Genomic DNA, 19287 nt, shown 5'->3' on the forward strand with positions numbered 1-19287 from the left:
GTAGAATGGCAAGAGTGTCAATCTCTCCCGTAGACGGTGTCCCGAAACTCAGTGTTCGAGGCGCCCGAGTCCACAATCTCCACAACGTCGACCTCGAAATCCCTCGCGACTCCCTCGTGGTCTTCACGGGACTCTCCGGGTCCGGCAAGTCCTCCCTGGCCTTCGACACGATCTTCGCCGAAGGTCAGCGCCGCTACGTCGAGTCGCTCTCGGCGTATGCGCGTCAGTTCCTCGGTCAGGTCGATCGACCCGACGTCGACTTCATCGAAGGGCTCAGCCCTGCCGTGTCGATCGACCAGAAGTCGACCAACCGGAACCCCCGATCCACCGTCGGCACCATCACCGAGATCTACGACTACATGCGCCTGCTCTGGGCCCGCATCGGAATCGCGCACTGCGCGGTGTGCGGGGAGAAGATCAGCAGGCAGACCGTGCAGCAGATCGCCGATCAGCTGATGACGCTCGAGGAGGGCACGCGGTACCAGGTGCTCAGCCCGGTCGTGTCTCAGAAGAAGGGCGAGTTCGTCGATCTCTTCGCCGAGCTGGCGTCCTCCGGCTACTCGCGGGCCATCGTCGACGGGGAGCCCATCCAGCTGAGCGCGCCCCCCAAGCTCAAGAAGCAGATCAAGCACGACATCTCCGTCGTGGTCGACCGTCTCGTCGCGTCCCCGTCCGGCCTCACCCGCCTGACCGACTCGCTCGAGACCGCGCTCCGCCTGACCGACGGTCTCGTGACAGTCGACTTCGTCGACACGGACGCGGGCGCGGCCGGCAAGTACCGGACCTTCTCCGAGAAGCTCTCCTGCCCCAACGGCCACCCCGTCCAGCTGACCGAGATCGAACCGCGGACCTTCTCCTTCAACGCCCCGTTCGGTGCGTGCCCCGAGTGCTCCGGGCTCGGTACCCGCATGTCCGTCGACACCGACCTGGTCCTGGGCGACCCCGAGCTCAGTCTCGTCGAGGGCGTCATCCTCCCCTGGACGAACTCGGGCAAGGGCCTCTACAACTACTTCCAGAAGCTCCTCGAGGGTCTTGCCGTCGACCTCGACTTCAGCCTCAAGACCCCGTGGGGCCAGCTTCCCGAGCGCATCCAGCAGGCCGTTATGCACGGCAACGACTTCGAGGTCACCGTCAAGTGGAAGAACCGCTTCGGTCGCGAGATGAAGTACTCGACCGGGTTCGAGGGGGTCATGCCCTACATCGAGCGGAAGTACGCGGAGGCCGAGAGCGACAGCCAGCGTCAGCGCTACTCGGAGTACCTGCGCGAGATCCCCTGCTCCGTCTGCCGGGGCAAGCGGCTCAAGCCCGAGGTCCTGGCCGTGACGGTGGCCGACCGCAACATCGCCGACGTGGCTGAGCTCAGTCTCGCCGACGCCTTCCAGTTCATGAACGGTCTGACTCTCACCGCCCGCGAGGCACGGATCGCGGCGCAGGTCCTGCGCGAGATCCGAGTCCGACTCGAGTTCCTCCTCGAGGTCGGTCTGACCTACCTCTCGCTGGGTCGCTCGGCGGGCTCGTTGTCCGGTGGCGAGGCGCAGCGCATCCGACTCGCCACGCAGATCGGCTCCGGCCTGACCGGTGTCCTCTACGTGCTCGACGAACCGAGCATCGGCCTGCACCAGCGAGACAACCGTCGTCTCATCGACACGCTCGTGAAGCTCAAGAACCTCGGCAACACCCTCATCGTGGTCGAGCACGACGAGGACACCATCAAGACCGCGGACTGGATCGTCGACATCGGTCCGGGTGCGGGGGTGAACGGGGGCACCGTCGTCCACTCCGGCAACTACGAGGATCTGGTCGCCAACACCGAGTCGTACACGGGCGACTACCTGTCGGGTCGCCGATCGATCGAGACGCCGAAGAAGCGACGCCCCATCGACAAGAAGCGGATGCTGAGCGTCGTCGGCGCTAAAGCCAACAACCTCCGAGACGTGACGGTCGACTTCCCGCTCGGCGCGTTCGTCGCCGTCACGGGCGTCAGCGGCTCGGGCAAGTCCTCGTTGGTCAACGACATCCTCTACAAGGTGCTCGCGAACAAGCTCAACGGGGCGCGTCAGATCCCGGGCAAGCACCTCCGGGTGACGGGGTTGGACAACCTCGACAAGGTCGTCCACGTCGACCAGGCCCCCATCGGTCGGACGCCCCGATCGAACCCCGCCACGTACACGGGCGTGTTCGACAAGATCCGCAACCTCTTCGCCGAGACCACCGATGCGAAGGCGCGCGGCTACCTGCCTGGCCGATTCAGCTTCAACGTCAAGGGCGGTCGCTGCGAGAACTGCGCCGGCGACGGGACCATCAAGATCGAGATGAACTTCCTGCCCGACGTGTACGTCGCCTGCGAGGTCTGCGGCGGCGCGCGGTACAACCGCGAGACCCTCGCCGTGCTCTACAAGGGCAAGAACATCTCCGAGGTGCTCGACATGCCGATCAGCGAGGCGGCCGAGTTCTTCGAGGCCATCTCGTCGATCTCGCGATTCATGAAGACCCTGGTCGACGTCGGTCTCGGGTACGTCCGACTGGGTCAGAGCGCCACCACCCTCTCCGGCGGTGAGGCCCAGCGGGTCAAGCTGGCCACCGAGCTGCAGAAGCGCTCCAACGGGCGCAGCATCTACGTGCTCGACGAGCCGACGACGGGTCTGCACTTCGAAGACGTTCGGAAGCTGCTGATCGTCCTCAACGGTCTGGTCGACAAGGGCAACACGGTCATCACCATCGAGCACAACCTCGACGTCATCAAGTCGGCGGACTGGCTGATCGACATGGGCCCCGAAGGCGGCGCCGGCGGCGGTTCCGTGATCGCGGCCGGCACACCGGAGTTCCTCGCGAAGGTGCCCGACAGCCACACGGGGGTCTTCCTGGCCGAGATCCTCGAATCGGGGCACACCTCGACAGCCGGACGCACCTCCTCGAAGGCTCCTGCGCGACGCCGTCGGGAGGCGATGGAGGCGCGATGAGCAACACGGTCTCCTGGCGACCCAAGGCGGGTGAGATCCCGACGGACCCCGGTGTCTACCGGTGGCTCGACGAACGGGGTCGGGTCCTCTACGTCGGCAAGGCGAAGAACCTCCGGGCTCGACTGAGCAACTACTTCGCTCCTCTTCCGACGCTGCACGAGCGGACGAGGCGCATGGTGCTCAGTGCGAGCTCGGTGACGTGGACGGTCGTCGGCAGCGACATCGAGGCGCTGCAGCTCGAGTACACCTGGATCAAAGAGTTCGATCCGCCGTTCAACGTCAAGTTCCGTGACGACAAGACCTACCCGTTCATGGCTGTGACCCTCGGCGACGAGGCGCCCCGGGTGATGGTCACCCGGAACCCCAAGATCCGGGGGGCGAAGTACTTCGGTCCGTATCCGAAGATCTGGGCCGTCCACGACACCATCGACCTCATGATCAAGGTGTTCCCCATCCGCACCTGCTCGGACAGCAGCTACAAGAAGGCCATGCAGACCGGCAAGCCCTGCTTCCCCGGTCAGATCGGCCGGTGCGGCGGGCCGTGCTCGGGCAAGGTGACGATCGAGGAGCACAGACGGATCGTCGACGAGTTCGTGCGATTCATGAAGAGCTACGACAAGAAGGTCATCGCGGGTCTCCAGAAGGAGATGAAGACGGCTGCGATCGAGCAGCGTTACGAGGAGGCCGCCCGCTACCGCGATCAGGTGCAGGCCCTCGAGGCCGTGCTCGACAAGTCGGCCGTGGTGCTCCGGGACTCCGTGGATCTCGACCTCTTCGCACTGGCGGAAGACGAACTCGCCGCCGCGGTCCAGCTCTTCACGGTGCGTGGCGGACGCATCCGCGGATCCCGGGGATGGGTGGTCGACAAGGAGATCGACGTCAGCACCGGCGAGCTCGTGGAGCAGATCCTGCAAGACACCTACTCCGCCGGGGCGGAGCTGCCGCGGGAGATCGTGGTGACCGCCACACCGGACGACAACGACGCGCTCGAGAGCGTGCTGGGTGGCCTGCGGGGGAGGGGCAAGGTGCAGATCCACACCGCTCAACGGGGCGACAAGGCCGCGTTGATGCAGACGGCCACTCTGAACGCGCAGCAGGCCCTGATGCTCTACAAGACCCGTCGCAGTGCCGACTTCGCGACGCGCTCGACGGCTCTCGCGGACATCCAGGAGGCTCTCGGCATGTCCGATGCGCCCCTGCGGATGGAGTGCTACGACGTCTCGCACCTCTCGGGGACGAACATCGTGGCGTCCATGGTCGTCTTCGAAGACGGACTGCCCCGAAAAGACCAGTACCGCCGTTTCAGTATCCCGCAGTCGACCGACGACACCGAGTCGATCTATCAGACCCTGAGCCGGCGCCTCGCACGCCTGGACGACGAGCTGGCCCCCGTCGAGGAGGTCGGCGAGCAGCGGAAGCGCTTCGCGTATCGCCCCAACCTCCTGATCGTCGACGGAGGGCAGCCCCAGGTCGCGGCCGCCCGGCGCGCCCTGGACGACGCGGGCGTCACGGACATCGCTCTCTGCGGCATCGCGAAGCGGCTGGAGGAGATCTGGCTCCCGGACGACGATTTCCCGGTCATCCTGCCGCGCAACTCCGACGCGCTGTTCCTCATCCAGCGCATCCGCGACGAGGCGCACCGGTTCGCCATCACCTTCCAGCGGCAGCGCCGGCGCCGCGACATCGCGTCGCAACTCGCGGAGATCCCGGGGCTCGGCCCCTCGCGGGTGGCGCGCCTGCTCAAGCACTTCGGGTCGGTGAAGCGTCTGAAGGAGGCGGGGCTCGACGAGATCGCATCGATCAAGGGGATCGGTCCGACCCTGGCCGCGGCCGTGGCCGACCGGCTCGGCGGCGAACCGGAGGCGGCGGGCGGCGACGACGTCGACCAGCCCGACGACCGAGAGGGGGAGGGGGTCGACGTTCCGGGTGACGCCTCGGTACCCGCCTAGAATCGTCCCACCGCCTGACAGCCTCGACCGAAGGTCACCACACATGAGCGACGCAAGCGAACAGCAAGAGGTCCTGATCGTCACGGGGATGTCAGGCGCCGGGCGATCAACCGTCGGGAACGCCCTCGAAGACCTGGGCTGGTACGTCGTCGACAATCTGCCCGCGCAGATGCTCCGTCCTCTCCTCGACCTCGCCGAGCGGGCGGGTGACTCGCTGCCGAAGATCGCGGCGGTCATCGACGTCCGAGGCGGGCGGCTGTTCTCCGAGGCTCAGGAGGCGGTGCGCACGCTCCGGATGAGCATGCCCAGCAAGGTGCGGGTGCTGTTCCTGGACGCCACCGACGCCGTGCTCGTCCGTCGCTTCGAACAGGTGCGTCGGCCTCATCCGCTGCAGGGTGACGGCACGCTCCTGGACGGCATCCTCGCGGAGCGGGCCCGGATGGAGGAGCTCCGCGAGACGAGCGATGTGATCATCGACACGTCCGAGCTGAACATCCATCAGCTCGCCACGGCCATCACCGAGACCTTCGCGGAGTCGGAGGATCCCGGCGTCCAGGTGACCGTCCTCAGCTTCGGCTTCAAGTACGGACTTCCCACGGACGCCGACATGGTGGGCGATGCTCGGTTCCTGCCGAACCCGTTCTGGGTCCCCGAGCTGAGGGCTCAGAGCGGCCTCGACGAGCCCGTGACGTCGTACGTGATGGCGCAGCAGGGGGCTCGCCGCTTCATCGAGGCGTTCGGCGCCGCCATCGAGCCCGTGCTCGAGGGCTATCAGCGTGAGAACAAGAGACACGCTACGATCGCCATTGGCTGCACGGGCGGCAAGCATCGATCGGTCACCCTCGTCGGTGAACTGGCAGCGCATCTGCGCGAGCTCCGTGGTGTGGCCGTCAGCGTGAAGCATCGCGACCTCGGCAGGGAATGACCGTGCCGATCGGCCGACATTCGCGTGCGCCGATCGAACCGAGAGAAGGAACCCAGGTTTGGCTCAGACTGCCGACGTCAAAGAAGAACTCGCTCAGGTCGAGGTGAGCCGGACGACCGTCCGGGCCGCCGAGGTCGCGACGATCCTGCGCTTCGCAGGCGGGCTCCACGTGATCTCGGGGCGCATCGCCGTCGAGGCCGAGCTCGACAGTCCGGTCATCGCCCGCCGTGTCCGCAAAGACCTGGCCGAGCTCTACGGCGCCCGCAGCGACGTGTCGGTGATCGCCGCCTCGGGTGTCCGGCGGACCAACCACTACCTCGTGCGCGTCCACGAGGCGGGCGAGACGCTGGCACGGCAGACGGGTCTGATGGATCAACGTCGCCGACCCATCCGCGGCCTCCCCAACAGGTTGACGACCGGATCGCGCGACGACCTCGCAGCAATCTGGCGCGGCGCGTTCCTCGCGCAGGGGACGCTCACCGACCCGGGTCGTTCAGCGTCGCTCGAGGTCATCTGCCCCGGCAACGAGGCGGCCATGGCGCTCGTCGGCGCCGCGGGTCGGCTCGGCATCCCGGCGAAGGCCCGGGAGGTGCGAGGGGTTCACCGGGTCCTCATCCGAGACGGCGAGGCCATCAGCTCGATGCTGAAGACCATGGGCGCCCTCCGATCCGTCGACGAGTGGGAGGAGATGCGACAGCGTCGCGAGGTCCGTGCCACGGCGAACCGTCTGGTCAACTTCGACGATGCGAATCTCCGTCGATCCGCAGAGGCGGCGGTCGCGGCCTGCGCGCGGGTCGAGCGGGCGATGGAGCTGCTCGGCGACGACATCCCCGATCACCTGAAGTACGCCGGCGATCTCCGGCTCGCGCACCGGGACGCCAGCCTCGACGAACTCGGTCAGCATGCCGACCCGCCGATGACGAAGGACGCCGTCGCCGGGCGGATCCGTCGTCTGCTCGCCATGGCCGACAAGAAGGCCACCGACCTCGGTCTCCCGGGCACCGACTCGGGTCTCCCCGCCGACCTCGACCTCCGCTGACACCCGCCGCCCCGATGCTCACCGGGGTGTCCCGGGCATCGTCGGGGCTGGGGTAACACGGGGCCTCGCCTGGTAGTGTCGCGTACGGCTGCGCATCCTCTGCCCCTCCGGTGTCGGGTGCGCTCTCGGGTCTGGTCGCCCACCCCCTCCACGCGTCCCCACGACGCCTGAGCAACAGGAGTTTCATTGACCGTCAAGATCGGCATCAACGGCTTCGGTCGTATCGGCCGCAACTACTTCCGCGCCGCGCTGGCCAAGGGCACCGACATCGAGATCGTCGCCGTCAACGACCTCACGGACAACGCCGCGCTGGCGCACCTCCTCAAGTTCGACTCGATCACGGGTCGCCTCGACGCGACCGTCGAACTCGACGGCGACTCGATCGTCGTCGACGGCAAGCCCATCAAGGTCCTCGCCGAGCGCGACCCTGCCAACCTGCCCTGGGGCGAGTTGGGCGTCGACATCGTCATCGAGTCGACCGGCTTCTTCACCAAGGCGGAAGACGCCCGCAAGCACATCACGGCCGGTGCCAAGAAGGTCCTGATCTCGGCACCCGCGACCGGCGACGACGCCACTATCGTCCTGGGCGTCAACGAGGGCATCTACGACCCCGCCAAGCACGACATCATCTCGAACGCCTCGTGCACCACGAACAGCCTCGCCCCCCTCATGAAGGTGTTCCTCGACAACTTCGGCGTCGAGCGCGGCCTCATGACGACGGTGCACGCCTACACGGCCGACCAGAACCTCCAGGACGGCCCGCACAAGGACCCGCGCCGTGCCCGCGCCGCGGCCGTCAACATCGTGCCGACCTCGACGGGTGCAGCCAAGGCCATCGGTCTCGTCATCCCCGAGCTGGCCGGCAAGCTCGACGGCTACGCCCTGCGCGTCCCGGTCCCGACCGGCTCGATCACCGATGTGACGCTCGAGACGTCGACCCCGGTCACCGTCGAGCAGATCAACGCGGCCTACAAGGCCGCCGCCGAGGGTGAGCTCAAGGGCATCCTGGCCTACTCCGAAGACCCGCTGGTGTCGTCCGACATCACGACGGACCCGCACTCCTCGATCTACGACTCGGGCCTCACGAAGGTCATCGGCAACATGGTCAAGATCACCTCCTGGTACGACAACGAGTGGGGTTACTCCAACCGTCTCGTCGACCTGACCAAGTACGTGGCCGACCGCCTGTAACACCGGCGTCATCCATCGATCCGAACCACCGAAGGCGGCTGGGCCCCGTGCCCGGCCGCCTTCGTCGAATGAAGAGAAGGTCATGACCCTGCGAACCCTCGAGTCCTTGGGCTCCCTCTCCGGCCGGCGGGTAATCGTCCGCTGCGACCTCAACGTCCCCTTGAAAGACGGACGCATCACGGACGACGGTCGTGTCCGCGCCTCCGTGTCCACTCTCGACACGCTCATCAACCAGGGTGCTCGCGTCGTCGTCATCAGCCACCTCGGCCGGCCGGATGGCCAGATCGCTCCCGAGTACAGCCTCCGTCCCGTCGCCCAGCGACTCAGCGAACTGCTCGGGAAGAGCGTCGGTTTCGTGTCGGAGACCGTGGGCGACGAAGCCAGCGACGCGGTCGCCGCCCTCCAGGACGGACAGATCACCGTGCTGGAGAATCTCCGGTTCACGGCGGCCGAGACCTCCAAGGTCGCCGAAGAGCGCGAAGCCTTCGCGCGCAGTCTCGCCGAGCTCGGCGACGTGTTCGTCTCCGACGGCTTCGGTGTCGTCCACCGTGAGCAGGCGAGCGTCTACGAGCTGCCCAAGCTGCTGCCGAGCGCCGCCGGCTCGCTCATCGCCGCGGAGCTCGCCGTGCTCGAGAAGCTGACGGTCGAGCCCGAGCGCCCCTACACGGTCGTGCTCGGCGGGTCGAAGGTCTCGGACAAGCTCGGCGTCATCGAGCATCTCCTGCCCCGTGTCGACAACCTCCTCGTGGGCGGCGGCATGCTGTTCACGTTCCTCGCCGCGCAGGGTCACCCGGTCGGCAAGAGCCTGCTCGAGTCCGATCAGATCGAACGCGTCCAGGGGTATCTCGACGACGCCGAGAGGCGGGGCGTCCGCATCGTCCTGCCCGTCGACGTCGAGGTGGCCTCGGCGTTCTCGGCCGACGCGGACCACGAGACCGTCCAGATCGACGGCATCGAGTCGTCGGCGTTCGGCTCCGACGCCATCGGCCTGGACATCGGCCCGGAGACCGCGGCTCGCTTCGCCGAGATCGTCCTCGGATCGAAGACCGTGTTCTGGAACGGCCCCATGGGCGTCTTCGAGTTCGACGCCTTCGCCCACGGCACCAAGACCGTGGCCGAGGCTCTGACGAACGTCGACGGCCTCGCGGTCGTCGGCGGCGGCGACAGCGCCGCAGCCGTCCGAGCACTCGGATTCTCGGACGACCAGTTCGGCCACATCTCCACCGGTGGTGGAGCCAGCCTCGAGTTCCTCGAGGGCAAACGTCTTCCCGGACTGGAGGTCCTCGGATGGTGACCACACGCACGCCCCTCATCGCAGGCAACTGGAAGATGAACCTCGACCACCTGCAGTCCATCGCCTTCGTGCAGAAGCTCGCCTGGAGCCTGAAGGACGCGAAGCACGACTACTCGACCGTCGAGGCCGTCGTCTTCCCGCCGTTCACCGACCTCCGATCGGTCCAGACGCTCCTCGACGCAGACAAGCTGCACCTCGGCCTCGGGGCGCAAGATCTGTCAGCGCATGACTCCGGCGCACACACCGGTGAGATCTCCGGTGCCTTCCTGTCCAAGCTCGATATCCGCTACGTCATCGTGGGGCATTCGGAGCGGCGCACGATGCACGGGGAGACCGACGCGGTCGTCGCCGCCAAGGTCCTCGCCGCCCACCGGAACGGGCTCGTCCCGGTCCTGTGCGTGGGGGAGACCGCAGCCGATCTCGAAGAGCACGGTCCGAGTGCGGTCCCGGTGGCGCAACTCCGGGCGGCCGTCGCCGACCTCCCGGCCGACGCCGAGATAGTCGTCGCCTACGAGCCGGTCTGGGCGATCGGATCCGGCAAGGCCGCCACGGCCGAGCAGGCCGAACAGGTCTGCGCAGCCCTGCGTGAGGCCCTCGCCGACGTCCTCGGCTCCGACTCGGCTGCGGCGACGCGGATCCTCTACGGCGGGTCGGTGAAGTCCTCCAACATCGCGTCGTTCATGCGGGAACCCAACGTCGACGGCGCCCTCGTCGGCGGTGCCAGCCTCGACGTCGATGAGTTCGCCAGCATCGTCAGGTTCCCCTCGCACGTCGGCGTCTGAGGGTCCGGCGTCCTCGCAGACGGTGTCACCGCCGGGTGGTTCCGCGAGGGAGGACGCCGGAGACCAAGCCGCCGGTTATACTCGTTAGCGGTCTCACCGCATCGAAAGGTCCCACGTGGAAATTCTTCAGGTCATCCTGCAGGTGTTGCTCGGCATCACGAGCCTCCTGCTGACCTTGCTCATCCTGCTCCACCGAGGTCGGGGTGGCGGTCTCTCCGACATGTTCGGGGGCGGTGTCACGAGCAACCTCGGCGCGTCCGGCGTCGCCGAGCGGAACCTGAACCGCATCACTGTCTTCCTCGGCCTGGTTTGGATCACCTGCATCGTCGTGCTCGGCCTCATCACCAAGTTCTCGGCGGTGGCCTGATGGCATCGGGCGGTAGCGCCATCCGGGGTTCGCGTGTCGGTGCAGGTCCGATGGGCGAGCAGGATCGCGGCTACCACGCCGAGCGGATCACCATCTCCTACTGGGACGCCCTGGGCAACGAGGTCGTGCGGCACTTCGCCGCGAACGTCCCTGAAGACGAGATCCCCGAGACCGTCGACTCGCCGTCGAGCGGTCTCCCGGCCGGTCGTGACAAGGCGAACCCGCCGAGCGTCGCCAAGCTCGAGCCGTACAAGACGCATCTGGCCTACGTCAAAGAACGTCGGTCCGAAGAAGAAGCGGCGCAGTTGCTGGAAGAGGCTCTGCAGCAGCTGCGGGTCCGCCGCGGCAAGGCCTGACCCGGTCGTCCTGTCCGGCACCACCGGGGTCATGCACCGGTGACGACGACGAAGCCCCGCAGCGATGCTGCGGGGCTTCGTCGTGCGCGGACTCAGTAGGTGGAGGCGATGAGCTTCTCGGGAACCTCGGCGGCAGCGGCGTCGTCGACGAAGAAGACGGTTCGCTTGCGACCCTTGACCCCGGCGACGGGCACCTGGTCGGCACCCGCCCCGGCGAGAGCGAGACCCAGCGACGACGCCTTCTCGGCACCCGCGAGGATCATCCAGACGCGCTGCGAGTTGTTGATCGCCGGCAGGCTCAGAGTCAGGCGGACCGGCGGCGGCTTGGGGGAGTCGTCGATGGTCAGCACCGTCGAATCAGTCGCGCGGATCTGCTCCTTGTCGGGGAACAACGACGCGATGTGCCCGTCGGGACCGACCCCCAGGAGGGTGATGTCGAAGCGGGGCGAGGTGTCGTCGCCCTGGGCGTGCTCGAGGAGCTCGGCCCGATACGAGGCGGCCGCATCCTCGACGTCCTCGAAGTCTCCGACGGCACCGAAGCGGTGCACGTTCGCCGGATCGACGCCGATGTGGTCGAGCAGATCGATTCCGGCCTGGTGGTCGTTGCGGTCGGCGTGGCCGGCCTCCACCCAACGCTCGTCGGCCCACCAGAACGAGACCTTCGACCAGTCGACGCTGTCGCGTGCCGGCGAGGCGTTGATGGCCGCCAGCACGAGTGTGCTGACCGAGCCACCGCTCACGACGACCGAGGCGTAGTTCTGCTCCTCGATCACGTCGATGATCTTGGTGATGAACCGGGCGGCGACGGACGCCCCCAGCGATTCCTTGGTGGAGTGCACGAGCACCCGGCGTTCGTTTGTCACGGTTATCGTCTGCCCTAGCTGTCCTGGACGGGTTCGCTCAGTTGGCGAACCCCATGTTCGACGACATCACCGAAGAGGTCGTCGGGGTCGAGTCTACGGAGTTCCTCGGCGAGGCAGTCGCGGAGCGAACGGCGTGGCAACGCGAGGTCGTGCGTCGGCTGACCCGGCTGCCGCAGCGTCGCGACGTTGTCCTGCTCGCGCTCGAGCTCGATGGCTCCGGAGGCGCGCAGCAGTCGCACTCCCTGGATGCCGCTCGAGCCGGTGGCGCGTGTCGTCAGCTCGTTGTCCACCGTCACCTGGAGCTGCAACCGCAGCCACGCCGCGAGCAGGAGGGTGGAGGGGGAGTCCGGCGCGCCGCTGACCTCGACCGCGGTGACGGGCTCGTACGGAGGCTGATCGAGAACAGCCGCGAGCTGAGTCCGCCAGAGCGTCAGCCGGGTCCAGGCGAAGTCGGTGTCACCCGGGGCGTAGGTCTCGGCGAGGTCGACGATCGTCTGTCGCGGGTTGTCCTGGCTGGCAGCGTCGGTGATGCGGCGTTGGGCGATGCGTCCGAGTGGGGACTCCGACACGACGGCCGGCGCCTTGCCCGGCCACCAGGCGACGACCGGGGCGTCGGGGAGGAGCAGCCCGGTGACGAGACCCTCCTCGTCGCTGGCGGTGTCGCCGTAGGCACGGAGCACGATGACCTCGCTGGCTCCCGCGTCTCCGCCGACACGGATCTGCGCGTCCAGGCGGGCGTCCACGTCGGAGCCCTCGCCGCGTGACGTGGAGATCACGATGACCCGCATGGGGTGCTCGCGCGAGGCCTCGTTCGCCGCCTCGATGGCCTCCTCCTCCTCGCCGAGAGAGGTGGAGATGATCAGGGTGAGCACCCGACCGAGAGCGACCGCGCCTCCTTCCTCTCGGATGGAGACGAGCGACTTCTGAACTCGGGAGATGGTGCTGTCGGGCAGATCGACGATCATGGTCGCCTCCAGGTGCGGCCGTCGCGGGCCATGAGCTCGTCGGCGGACTTCGGACCCCAGGTGCCTGGGCGGTACTGCTCGGGCTGGCCTCGACCGGCCCAGAACTCCTCGATGGGGTCGAGGATCTTCCAGGACAGCTCGACCTCCTCGTGTCGGGGGAAGAGCGGCGGATCACCGAGGAGGACGTCGAGGATGAGCCTCTCGTAGGCCTCGGGGCTCGCTTCGGTGAACGCGTGTCCGTAGCCGAAGTCCATCGTGACGTCACGCACCTGGGTGCCGATGCCGGGAACCTTCGAACCGAAGCGGAGGGTCACGCCCTCGTCGGGCTGGACCCGGACGACCAGGGCGTTCTGCCCCAGTGATGTCTGAGAGCCGAAGATGTTCTCCGGGACCTGCTTGAAGACGATCGCGATCTCGGTGACCCGGCGCCCGAGGCGCTTGCCTGCCCGGAGATAGAACGGGACTCCGGCCCACCGGCGCGTCGCGATCTCGAGCTTGATCGCGGCGAAGGTCTCGGTGACGCTCTCGGGGTTCATGCCCTCCTCATCGAGGAACCCGAGGACCTTCTCACCGCCCTGCCAGCCGCCGGAGTACTGACCGCGTGCCGTGCCCGTCGCGAGGTCCTCCGGCAGACGGACTGCCGAGAGGACCTTCTCCTTCTCGGCGCGGAGGTCCTTCGCGGTGAACGACACCGGTTCTTCCATGGCGGTGAGGGCGAGGAGCTGGAGGAGGTGGTTCTGGATGACGTCCCGAGCGGCGCCGATCCCGTCGTAGTAGCCGGCGCGACCCCCGACGCCGATGTCCTCGGCCATGGTGATCTGGACGTGATCGACGTAGTTGGAGTTCCAGAGAGGCTCGTACATCTGGTTCGCGAACCGGAGCGTGAGGAGGTTCTGGACGGTCTCCTTGCCGAGGTAGTGGTCGATCCGGAAGACGGAGTCGGGTTCGAAGACGGTCTCGACCACCGCGTTCAGCTCACGTGCGGTCTTCAGGTCGCTGCCGAAGGGCTTCTCGATGACGACACGACGCCAGGCGCCGTCTCGTTCTTCGGCGAGTCCGGAGTTGCGGAGCTGCTCGGTGACGATCGGGAACGCCTTCGGCGGGATCGACAGGTAGAACGCGTGGTTGCCCATCGTCCCCCGCTCGCGGTCGAGCTCCTCGATGGTGTCTTTCAGACGGGTGAACGCGTCGGCGTCGTCGAAGACGCCCTGGACGAAGCGGAAGCCCTCTTTGAGCTGGCGCCAGACGTCCTCGTCGAAGGGCGTGCGGGCGTGCTCCTTCACCGCCTCGTAGACCACCTGCTCGAAGTCCTGCCCCTCCCATTCGCGTCGGGCGAAGCCCACGAGGGCGAAGCCGGGTGGCAGCAGGCCGCGGTTCGCGAGGTCGTACACCGCCGGCATGAGCTTCTTGCGCGACAGGTCACCGGTCACGCCGAAGATGATCAGACCGCTGGGCCCGGCGATGCGATTGAGACGACGGTCGGAGGGGAGTCGCAGGGGATTCGATTCGGGAGTGATCTCGACCGGTGACATGCGTGGTGGTTTCTTTCGGGTCGTGATTGTCCGGCGGGGTCTCGCACACCCAGACCGGGAGGCGGGCCGGCGTCGCGGACGACGCCGACCCGCTCGGTCAACGGAGCGAGGCGAGCAGCGCGGGGAGCGCCGCGGCCACGTCGGTGACCGTCAGGGTGAGCACCGGACGGCCGTGCTCGGCGAGCACCTTCGCGTCGCCGGCGGCCTGCGCCTGGACCAGCTGCCCGAAGGTGAACGGGCTCTCCGGGATCTCGAGGTCGCGCTCGGCGACCTGCGTGATCTGGAGGAACACGCCGTTGGCGGGACCGCCCTTGTGGTACTGACCCGTCGAGTGCAGGAACCGAGGTCCCCAGCCGAACGTCACGGGGCGCTTCGTGCGCGCCGCGAGAGCGTCGCGCAGCGTCTCGAGCTCCGGGTTCGCGACCCGATCGATGTACGCCTGGATCGACACGTAGCCGTCGTCGTCGAGATGCGACAGCAGCGCCGTCACAGCGCTGTCGAGCGAGTCCCCGACCTCGAGGCCTCCGACCTGTCGCACCTCGACGCCCTCGGCCGTGAAGGCCGGGGGAGTCGGAGCGGGTCGGTCGTCCAGGAGAGCCCGCGTCGCGATCTTCGCGGACTCGACGTCGGGCTGGTCGAACGGGTTGATGTCGAGCAGTCGACCGGCGACGGCGACCGCGTACTCCCAGACCATGATCTGACCGCCGAGCGAGCCGGAGATCTCCACCTCGCCGGGGGCGACCTCACGGGTCTCCGCTGCGTTGGCGACGAGGCGCACCACCTGCACGTCGTGCAGGTCGAGCGAGATCTCCGGTCCGTCGGTGCCGAGGACGACGGGCAGGAGCCCACGCCCCTGCTTGCCGGTGGACTCGGCGATCAGCTGCTCCGCCCAGTCGGGGAACCCGATGATGTGCGTGCCGTCGGCGACGATGGCGATCTTGTCGCGCAGCGGCTGAGTGCCGGCGATGACGGCGCCGAGCACGAGCCCCGGGTTGTCGACGGAGTCCTGCGCGAGCTCGACGGTGACGGCGTCGGCCTCACTGAGCAGCTCGCGGATGTCGGCACCGGCCAGACCGGACGGCACGAGACCGAACGCGGACAGCGCCGAGTAACGACCGCCGATGTTGGGGTCGGCGTTGAAGACGCGGTAACCGGCTTCACGGGCGGAGGCGTCCAGGGGCGAACCCGGATCGGTCACGACCACGATGCGGTCCACGGGATCGATGCCGGCGTCGCGGAAGGCCTTCTCGAAGGTCTTGCGCTGGCTGGCGGTCTCGACGGTCGAGCCCGACTTCGACGACACGACGAGCACGGTGCGCTCGAGGCGGTCGGCGAGGGCCGTCAGGACCTGACCGGGCTCCGTGGCGTCGAGCACCGTCAGCTCGACGCCGTAGGTGCGTGTGATGACCTCGGGAGCCAGCGACGAACCGCCCATGCCCGCGAGCACGACGTGGTCGACGCCCTTGCCCGCGAGCTCCTCGCGGAGCTCGGCGATCTGGTCGATCAGCGGGGTCGAGACGACGACCGCCTCCGTCCAGCCGAGTCGCTTGGCCGACTCGTCCTCCGCGTCAGGACCCCAGAGAGTGGGGTTCTGAGCGGTGATGCCGGAGGCGACCAGGTCGTCGACCAGCTGCGGGACGACCTTCTCGATGGCTTCCGCGGCGGCGCCGCTCGCTGCGATCGTGATGGTCACTTGGCGGCCTCGGCGGGCTTCGACGCCTCGAGCGCGGCGGTGACGGTGTCGAGCAGTTCGTTCCAGGAGACGATGAACTTCTCCACGCCCTCCTTCTCGAGCAGCTCGGTGACCTCGTCGTACGAGACGCCCTGGGCGGCGATGGCGTCCATGACCTCGTTGGCGGAGGCGTAGGAGGAGCTGATCGAGTCGCCGCGGATGTCACCGTGGTCGAAGGTCGCCTCGAGCGTCTTCTCGGGCATCGTGTTGACGACGTCGGCCGCGACGAGCTCGACGACGTACGTCGTGTCGAGCACGTTCGGGTCCTTCACACCGGTGGAGGCCCAGAGCGGACGCTGCTTGTTGGCACCGGCGGCCAGCAGGCCCTTGGCGCGCTCGGTGTCGAAGGCCTGCGTGTAGACCTCGTAGGCGAGCTGGGCGTTCGCGACGCCGGCCTTGCCCTTGAGGGCCTTCGCCTCGTCGGTTCCGACCGCGTCCAGGCGCTTGTCGATCTCGGTGTCGACGCGCGACACGAAGAACGAGGCGACCGAGTGGATCGTCGTGATGTCGATGCCGGCGGCCTTGGCCTGCTCGAGACCGGTCAGGTAGGCGTTGATGACGGCGCGGTAGCGCTCCAGGCTGAAGATCAACGTGACGTTGACGCTGATGCCCTGGGCGATCACCGCGGTGATGGCCTCGAGGCCCTCGACCGTCGCGGGGATCTTGATGAGCGCGTTGGGACGACCGACCTTGGCGGCCAGCTTGATCGCCTGGTCGATGGTGCCCTGGGCGTCGTGAGCCAGACCGGGCTCGACCTCGATCGACACACGGCCGTCGAATCCCTTCGAGCTGTCGTAGATCTCGCGGAAGATGTCGCTGGCACGCGTCACGTCGTCCGTCGTGATCTCGAAGACTGCGTCGGTGACGCTCACGCCGCTCTTCGCGAGGAGCGCGACCTGGTCGTCGTACGCCTCGCCCTTGGCCAGAGCCGAGGCGAAGATCGTGGGGTTCGTGGTGACCCCCACGACGTTGCGCTCGGCGATGAGCTTCTGGAGCCCGCCCGCGTTGATGCGCTCACGCGACAGGTCGTCGAGCCAGATGCTGACGCCGGCGGCGGACAGCTGTGCGGTGTTTGATTCGGTCATTTCTCTTCTTCTCTCTTCTTCGCAGGCGCTCAGAGAGCGGCCAGCGAGTCCTTGACGGCTGCGACGGCGGCTTCGGTCGTGATGCCGAACTCGCGGTAGAGCGTCTTGTAGTCGGCGGAGGCACCGAAGTGCTCGATCGAGATGCTGCGGCCGGCGTCGCCGACGATCGCACGCCACGGCATCGCGATGCCGGCCTCGATGGACACGCGCGCCTTGACGGCGGCGGGCAGGACGGATTCCTTGTACTCGGCGCTCTGCTCGTCGAACCACTCGAGGCTGGGAGCCGAGACGACCCGGGCGTTGATGCCCTCGCTCTTGAGCACCTCGCGGGCCTCGACGGCGATCTGCACTTCGGAGCCGGTGGCGATCAGGATGACGTCCGCCGTGCCTCCCGGAGCCTCGGCGAGGACGTAGGCGCCCTTCGCGACGTTCTTCGCCGAGGCGAAGGTGTCGCCGTCGGCGTCGCCCTCTCCGCGTTCGAAGACGGGGAGGTTCTGGCGGCTGAGCGCCAGACCGGCGGGGCCGCTGTGTCGCTCGAGGATGGTCTTCCAGGCCCAGGCGGTCTCGTTGGCGTCGGCCGGACGGACGACGTCGAAGTCGGGGATGGCGCGCAGCGCGGCCAGCTGCTCGACCGGCTGGTGGGTGGGGCCGTCCTCGCCGAGGGCGACGGAGTCGTGCGTCCACACGTAGGTGACGGGCGACTTCATGAGAGCCGCGAGACGCACTGCAGGACGCATGTAGTCGCTGAAGATCAGGAAGGTCCCGCCGAACACGCGCGTGTTGCCGTGCAATGCGATGCCGTTCATGATCGAGCCCATGGCGTGCTCGCGGATGCCGAAGTGGAGGACGCGCCCGTAGGGGTTGCCCTGCCATTCGTGCGTCGACCACTCGGTCGGGACGAACGAGCCACCGCCCGCGATCGTGGTCAGGTTCGACTCGGCCAGGTCGGCGGAGCCACCCCAGAACTCGGGGACGACCTCGGCGATGGCGTTGATGACCTTGCCCGAGGCGGCACGGGTGGACACCTCTTTGTCGGTCGGGAAGACGGGCAGAGCCGCGTCGAGGCCCTCGGGCAGCTCGCCCTTGAGGACGCGGTCGAGCAGCGTCTTCTTGTCGGGGTTGGCGGTGGCCCACTCGTCGAACGACGTGGTCCACTCGGCGTGCTGCGCCTGACCGCGCTCGACGGCCTTGCGGGTGTGCTCGAGCACCTCGGGGTCGACGTCGAAGGTCTTCTCCGGGTCGAAGCCGAGGACCTCCTTGAGGCCGGCGAGCTCTTCGGCGCCGAGTGCGGAGCCGTGGATCTTGCCGCTGTTCTGCTTCTTGGGCGAGGGCCAGCCGATGATCGTCTTGAGGATGATCAGCGACGGCTTGCCGGTCTCGGCCTTGGCGGCCTCGATGGCGTCGTTCAGGGCGCGGACGTCTTCGACGTACTCGCCCGTCTTCTTCCAGTCGACGACCTGGACGTGCCAGTCGTAGGACTCGTAGCGCTTGTGGACGTCTTCGGTGAAGGCGATGTTCGTGTCGTCTTCGATCGAGATCTGGTTGGAGTCGTAGATGACGACGAGGTTGCCGAGCTGCTGGTGGCCGGCGAGCGAGGAGGCCTCGCTGGTGACGCCCTCCTGCAGGTCGCCGTCGCCGGCGATCACGTAGACGTGGTGATCGAACGGCGAGGTGCCGACGGCCGCCTCGGGGTCGAAGAGCCCACGCTCGAAGCGGGCGGCGTAGGCCATGCCCACGGCGGAGGCCAGACCCTGACCCAGAGGTCCGGTCGTGATCTCGACGCCGTCGGTGTGTCCGTACTCGGGGTGACCCGGCGTCTTCGAACCCCAGGTGCGGAGGGCCTTGAGGTCGTCGAGCTCGAGGCCGTAGCCACCGAGATAGAACTGGACGTACTGCGTCAGCGAGCTGTGACCGACCGAGAGGATGAAGCGGTCGCGACCGATCCACTCGCTGTCGCTCGGGTCACGGCGCATGACCTTCTGGAAGAGGAGGTAGGCGGCGGGCGCCAGGCTCATCGCCGTGCCGGGGTGGCCGTTTCCGACCTTCTCGACCGAGTCGGCCGCGAGAACGCGGACGGTGTCGACTGCCTTGTTGTCAATGGATTCCCATTGCAGATCTGCCACTGGAAGTTGACCCTTCTTGATGCGGATTGCGCGGGGTCGATTCGCTCCCGCGCTGACATGCGCCTGCCGAGACGTCGTCGGCTTCGGTCGAACGCACACCGCAGGGTGGGATCAAGACGGGGAA

At 67.6% G+C, this 19287-nt stretch carries 15 protein-coding genes; 9 read left to right on the forward strand and 6 right to left on the reverse strand.

Annotated elements, in window-relative coordinates:
• The first annotated feature begins 5 nt into the window (after window positions 1-5).
• The 9 genes from uvrA to IFT51_RS06980 all read left to right on the forward strand — a co-directional run bounded on the left by uvrA (window position 6) and on the right by IFT51_RS06980 (window position 10863).
• Window positions 6-2960 (forward strand): excinuclease ABC subunit UvrA, encoded by a 2955-nt coding sequence (gene uvrA / locus IFT51_RS06940; RefSeq protein WP_192060348.1) that lies wholly within the window; start codon window positions 6-8, stop codon window positions 2958-2960.
• Window positions 2957-4909, forward strand: a complete 1953-nt coding sequence (uvrC, locus tag IFT51_RS06945; protein ID WP_192060349.1) for an excinuclease ABC subunit UvrC — start codon at window positions 2957-2959, stop codon at window positions 4907-4909. The genes uvrA and uvrC overlap by 4 nt, the downstream gene beginning before the upstream one ends.
• A gap of 43 nt (window positions 4910-4952) precedes the next feature.
• Complete coding sequence (rapZ, locus tag IFT51_RS06950) at window positions 4953-5834, forward strand: RNase adapter RapZ (protein WP_192060350.1); 882 nt, start codon at window positions 4953-4955, stop codon at window positions 5832-5834.
• 58 nt (window positions 5835-5892) lie between these two features.
• The gene (whiA, locus tag IFT51_RS06955; protein WP_192060351.1) at window positions 5893-6873 is read left to right on the forward strand and encodes a DNA-binding protein WhiA; all 981 of its coding nucleotides are present in this window, start codon (window positions 5893-5895) and stop codon (window positions 6871-6873) included.
• A gap of 186 nt (window positions 6874-7059) precedes the next feature.
• Window positions 7060-8064: a type I glyceraldehyde-3-phosphate dehydrogenase gene (gap, locus tag IFT51_RS06960; protein WP_055797479.1), complete on the forward strand. Its 1005-nt coding sequence runs from the start codon at window positions 7060-7062 to the stop codon at window positions 8062-8064.
• An 82-nt stretch (window positions 8065-8146) separates the two neighbouring features.
• Entirely contained in the window at window positions 8147-9358 is a 1212-nt protein-coding gene (gene pgk / locus IFT51_RS06965) for a phosphoglycerate kinase (protein ID WP_192060352.1), read from the forward strand.
• A complete protein-coding gene (gene tpiA / locus IFT51_RS06970; protein ID WP_192060353.1) occupies window positions 9352-10140 on the forward strand; it encodes a triose-phosphate isomerase in 789 nt (262 codons plus the stop codon). The genes pgk and tpiA overlap by 7 nt, the downstream gene beginning before the upstream one ends.
• A gap of 115 nt (window positions 10141-10255) precedes the next feature.
• On the forward strand, window positions 10256-10507 hold the full coding sequence (gene secG, locus IFT51_RS06975; RefSeq protein ID WP_055797488.1) for a preprotein translocase subunit SecG: 252 nt from the start codon (window positions 10256-10258) through the stop codon (window positions 10505-10507).
• Window positions 10507-10863, forward strand: coding sequence for an RNA polymerase-binding protein RbpA (locus tag IFT51_RS06980; RefSeq protein WP_055797491.1), 357 nt, complete (start codon window positions 10507-10509; stop codon window positions 10861-10863). Before secG ends, IFT51_RS06980 begins: the two co-directional genes overlap by 1 nt.
• A gap of 92 nt (window positions 10864-10955) precedes the next feature.
• Here the strand turns inward: IFT51_RS06980 and pgl are convergent, their stop codons facing one another.
• The 6 genes from pgl to tkt all read right to left on the reverse strand — a co-directional run bounded on the left by pgl (window position 10956) and on the right by tkt (window position 19163).
• Window positions 10956-11726, reverse strand: coding sequence for a 6-phosphogluconolactonase (gene pgl, locus IFT51_RS06985; RefSeq protein ID WP_192060354.1), 771 nt, complete (start codon window positions 11724-11726; stop codon window positions 10956-10958).
• 14 nt (window positions 11727-11740) lie between these two features.
• Window positions 11741-12691, reverse strand: a complete 951-nt coding sequence (locus tag IFT51_RS06990; RefSeq protein ID WP_192060355.1) for a glucose-6-phosphate dehydrogenase assembly protein OpcA — start codon at window positions 12689-12691, stop codon at window positions 11741-11743.
• Window positions 12688-14223, reverse strand: coding sequence for a glucose-6-phosphate dehydrogenase (gene zwf / locus IFT51_RS06995; protein WP_192060356.1), 1536 nt, complete (start codon window positions 14221-14223; stop codon window positions 12688-12690). The genes IFT51_RS06990 and zwf overlap by 4 nt, the downstream gene beginning before the upstream one ends.
• A gap of 97 nt (window positions 14224-14320) precedes the next feature.
• Window positions 14321-15916: a glucose-6-phosphate isomerase gene (locus IFT51_RS07000; protein WP_192060357.1), complete on the reverse strand. Its 1596-nt coding sequence runs from the start codon at window positions 15914-15916 to the stop codon at window positions 14321-14323.
• Window positions 15913-17040, reverse strand: coding sequence for a transaldolase (tal, locus tag IFT51_RS07005; protein ID WP_192060358.1), 1128 nt, complete (start codon window positions 17038-17040; stop codon window positions 15913-15915). Before tal ends, IFT51_RS07000 begins: the two co-directional genes overlap by 4 nt.
• A gap of 29 nt (window positions 17041-17069) precedes the next feature.
• On the reverse strand, window positions 17070-19163 hold the full coding sequence (gene tkt / locus IFT51_RS07010; protein WP_192060359.1) for a transketolase: 2094 nt from the start codon (window positions 19161-19163) through the stop codon (window positions 17070-17072).
• Between the last annotated feature and the right edge of the window lie 124 nt (window positions 19164-19287).

The organism is Frigoribacterium sp. CFBP 13712 (assembly GCF_014842255.1).
GTDB lineage: Bacteria > Actinomycetota > Actinomycetes > Actinomycetales > Microbacteriaceae > Frigoribacterium.

What these genes read in the sequence shown, in the direction of transcription:
- uvrA (WP_192060348.1), top strand. Translation starts at nt 6, where the DNA reads ATGGCAAGAGTGTCAATCTCTCCCGTAGACGGTGTCCCGAAACTCAGT.
- uvrC (WP_192060349.1), top strand. Translation starts at nt 2,957, where the DNA reads ATGAGCAACACGGTCTCCTGGCGACCCAAGGCGGGTGAGATCCCGACG.
- rapZ (WP_192060350.1), top strand. Translation starts at nt 4,953, where the DNA reads ATGAGCGACGCAAGCGAACAGCAAGAGGTCCTGATCGTCACGGGGATG.
- pgk (WP_192060352.1), top strand. Translation starts at nt 8,147, where the DNA reads ATGACCCTGCGAACCCTCGAGTCCTTGGGCTCCCTCTCCGGCCGGCGG.
- tpiA (WP_192060353.1), top strand. Translation starts at nt 9,352, where the DNA reads ATGGTGACCACACGCACGCCCCTCATCGCAGGCAACTGGAAGATGAAC.
- IFT51_RS06980 (WP_055797491.1), top strand. Translation starts at nt 10,507, where the DNA reads ATGGCATCGGGCGGTAGCGCCATCCGGGGTTCGCGTGTCGGTGCAGGT.
- IFT51_RS06990 (WP_192060355.1), bottom strand. Translation starts at nt 12,691, where the DNA reads ATGATCGTCGATCTGCCCGACAGCACCATCTCCCGAGTTCAGAAGTCG.
- zwf (WP_192060356.1), bottom strand. Translation starts at nt 14,223, where the DNA reads ATGTCACCGGTCGAGATCACTCCCGAATCGAATCCCCTGCGACTCCCC.
- tal (WP_192060358.1), bottom strand. Translation starts at nt 17,040, where the DNA reads ATGACCGAATCAAACACCGCACAGCTGTCCGCCGCCGGCGTCAGCATC.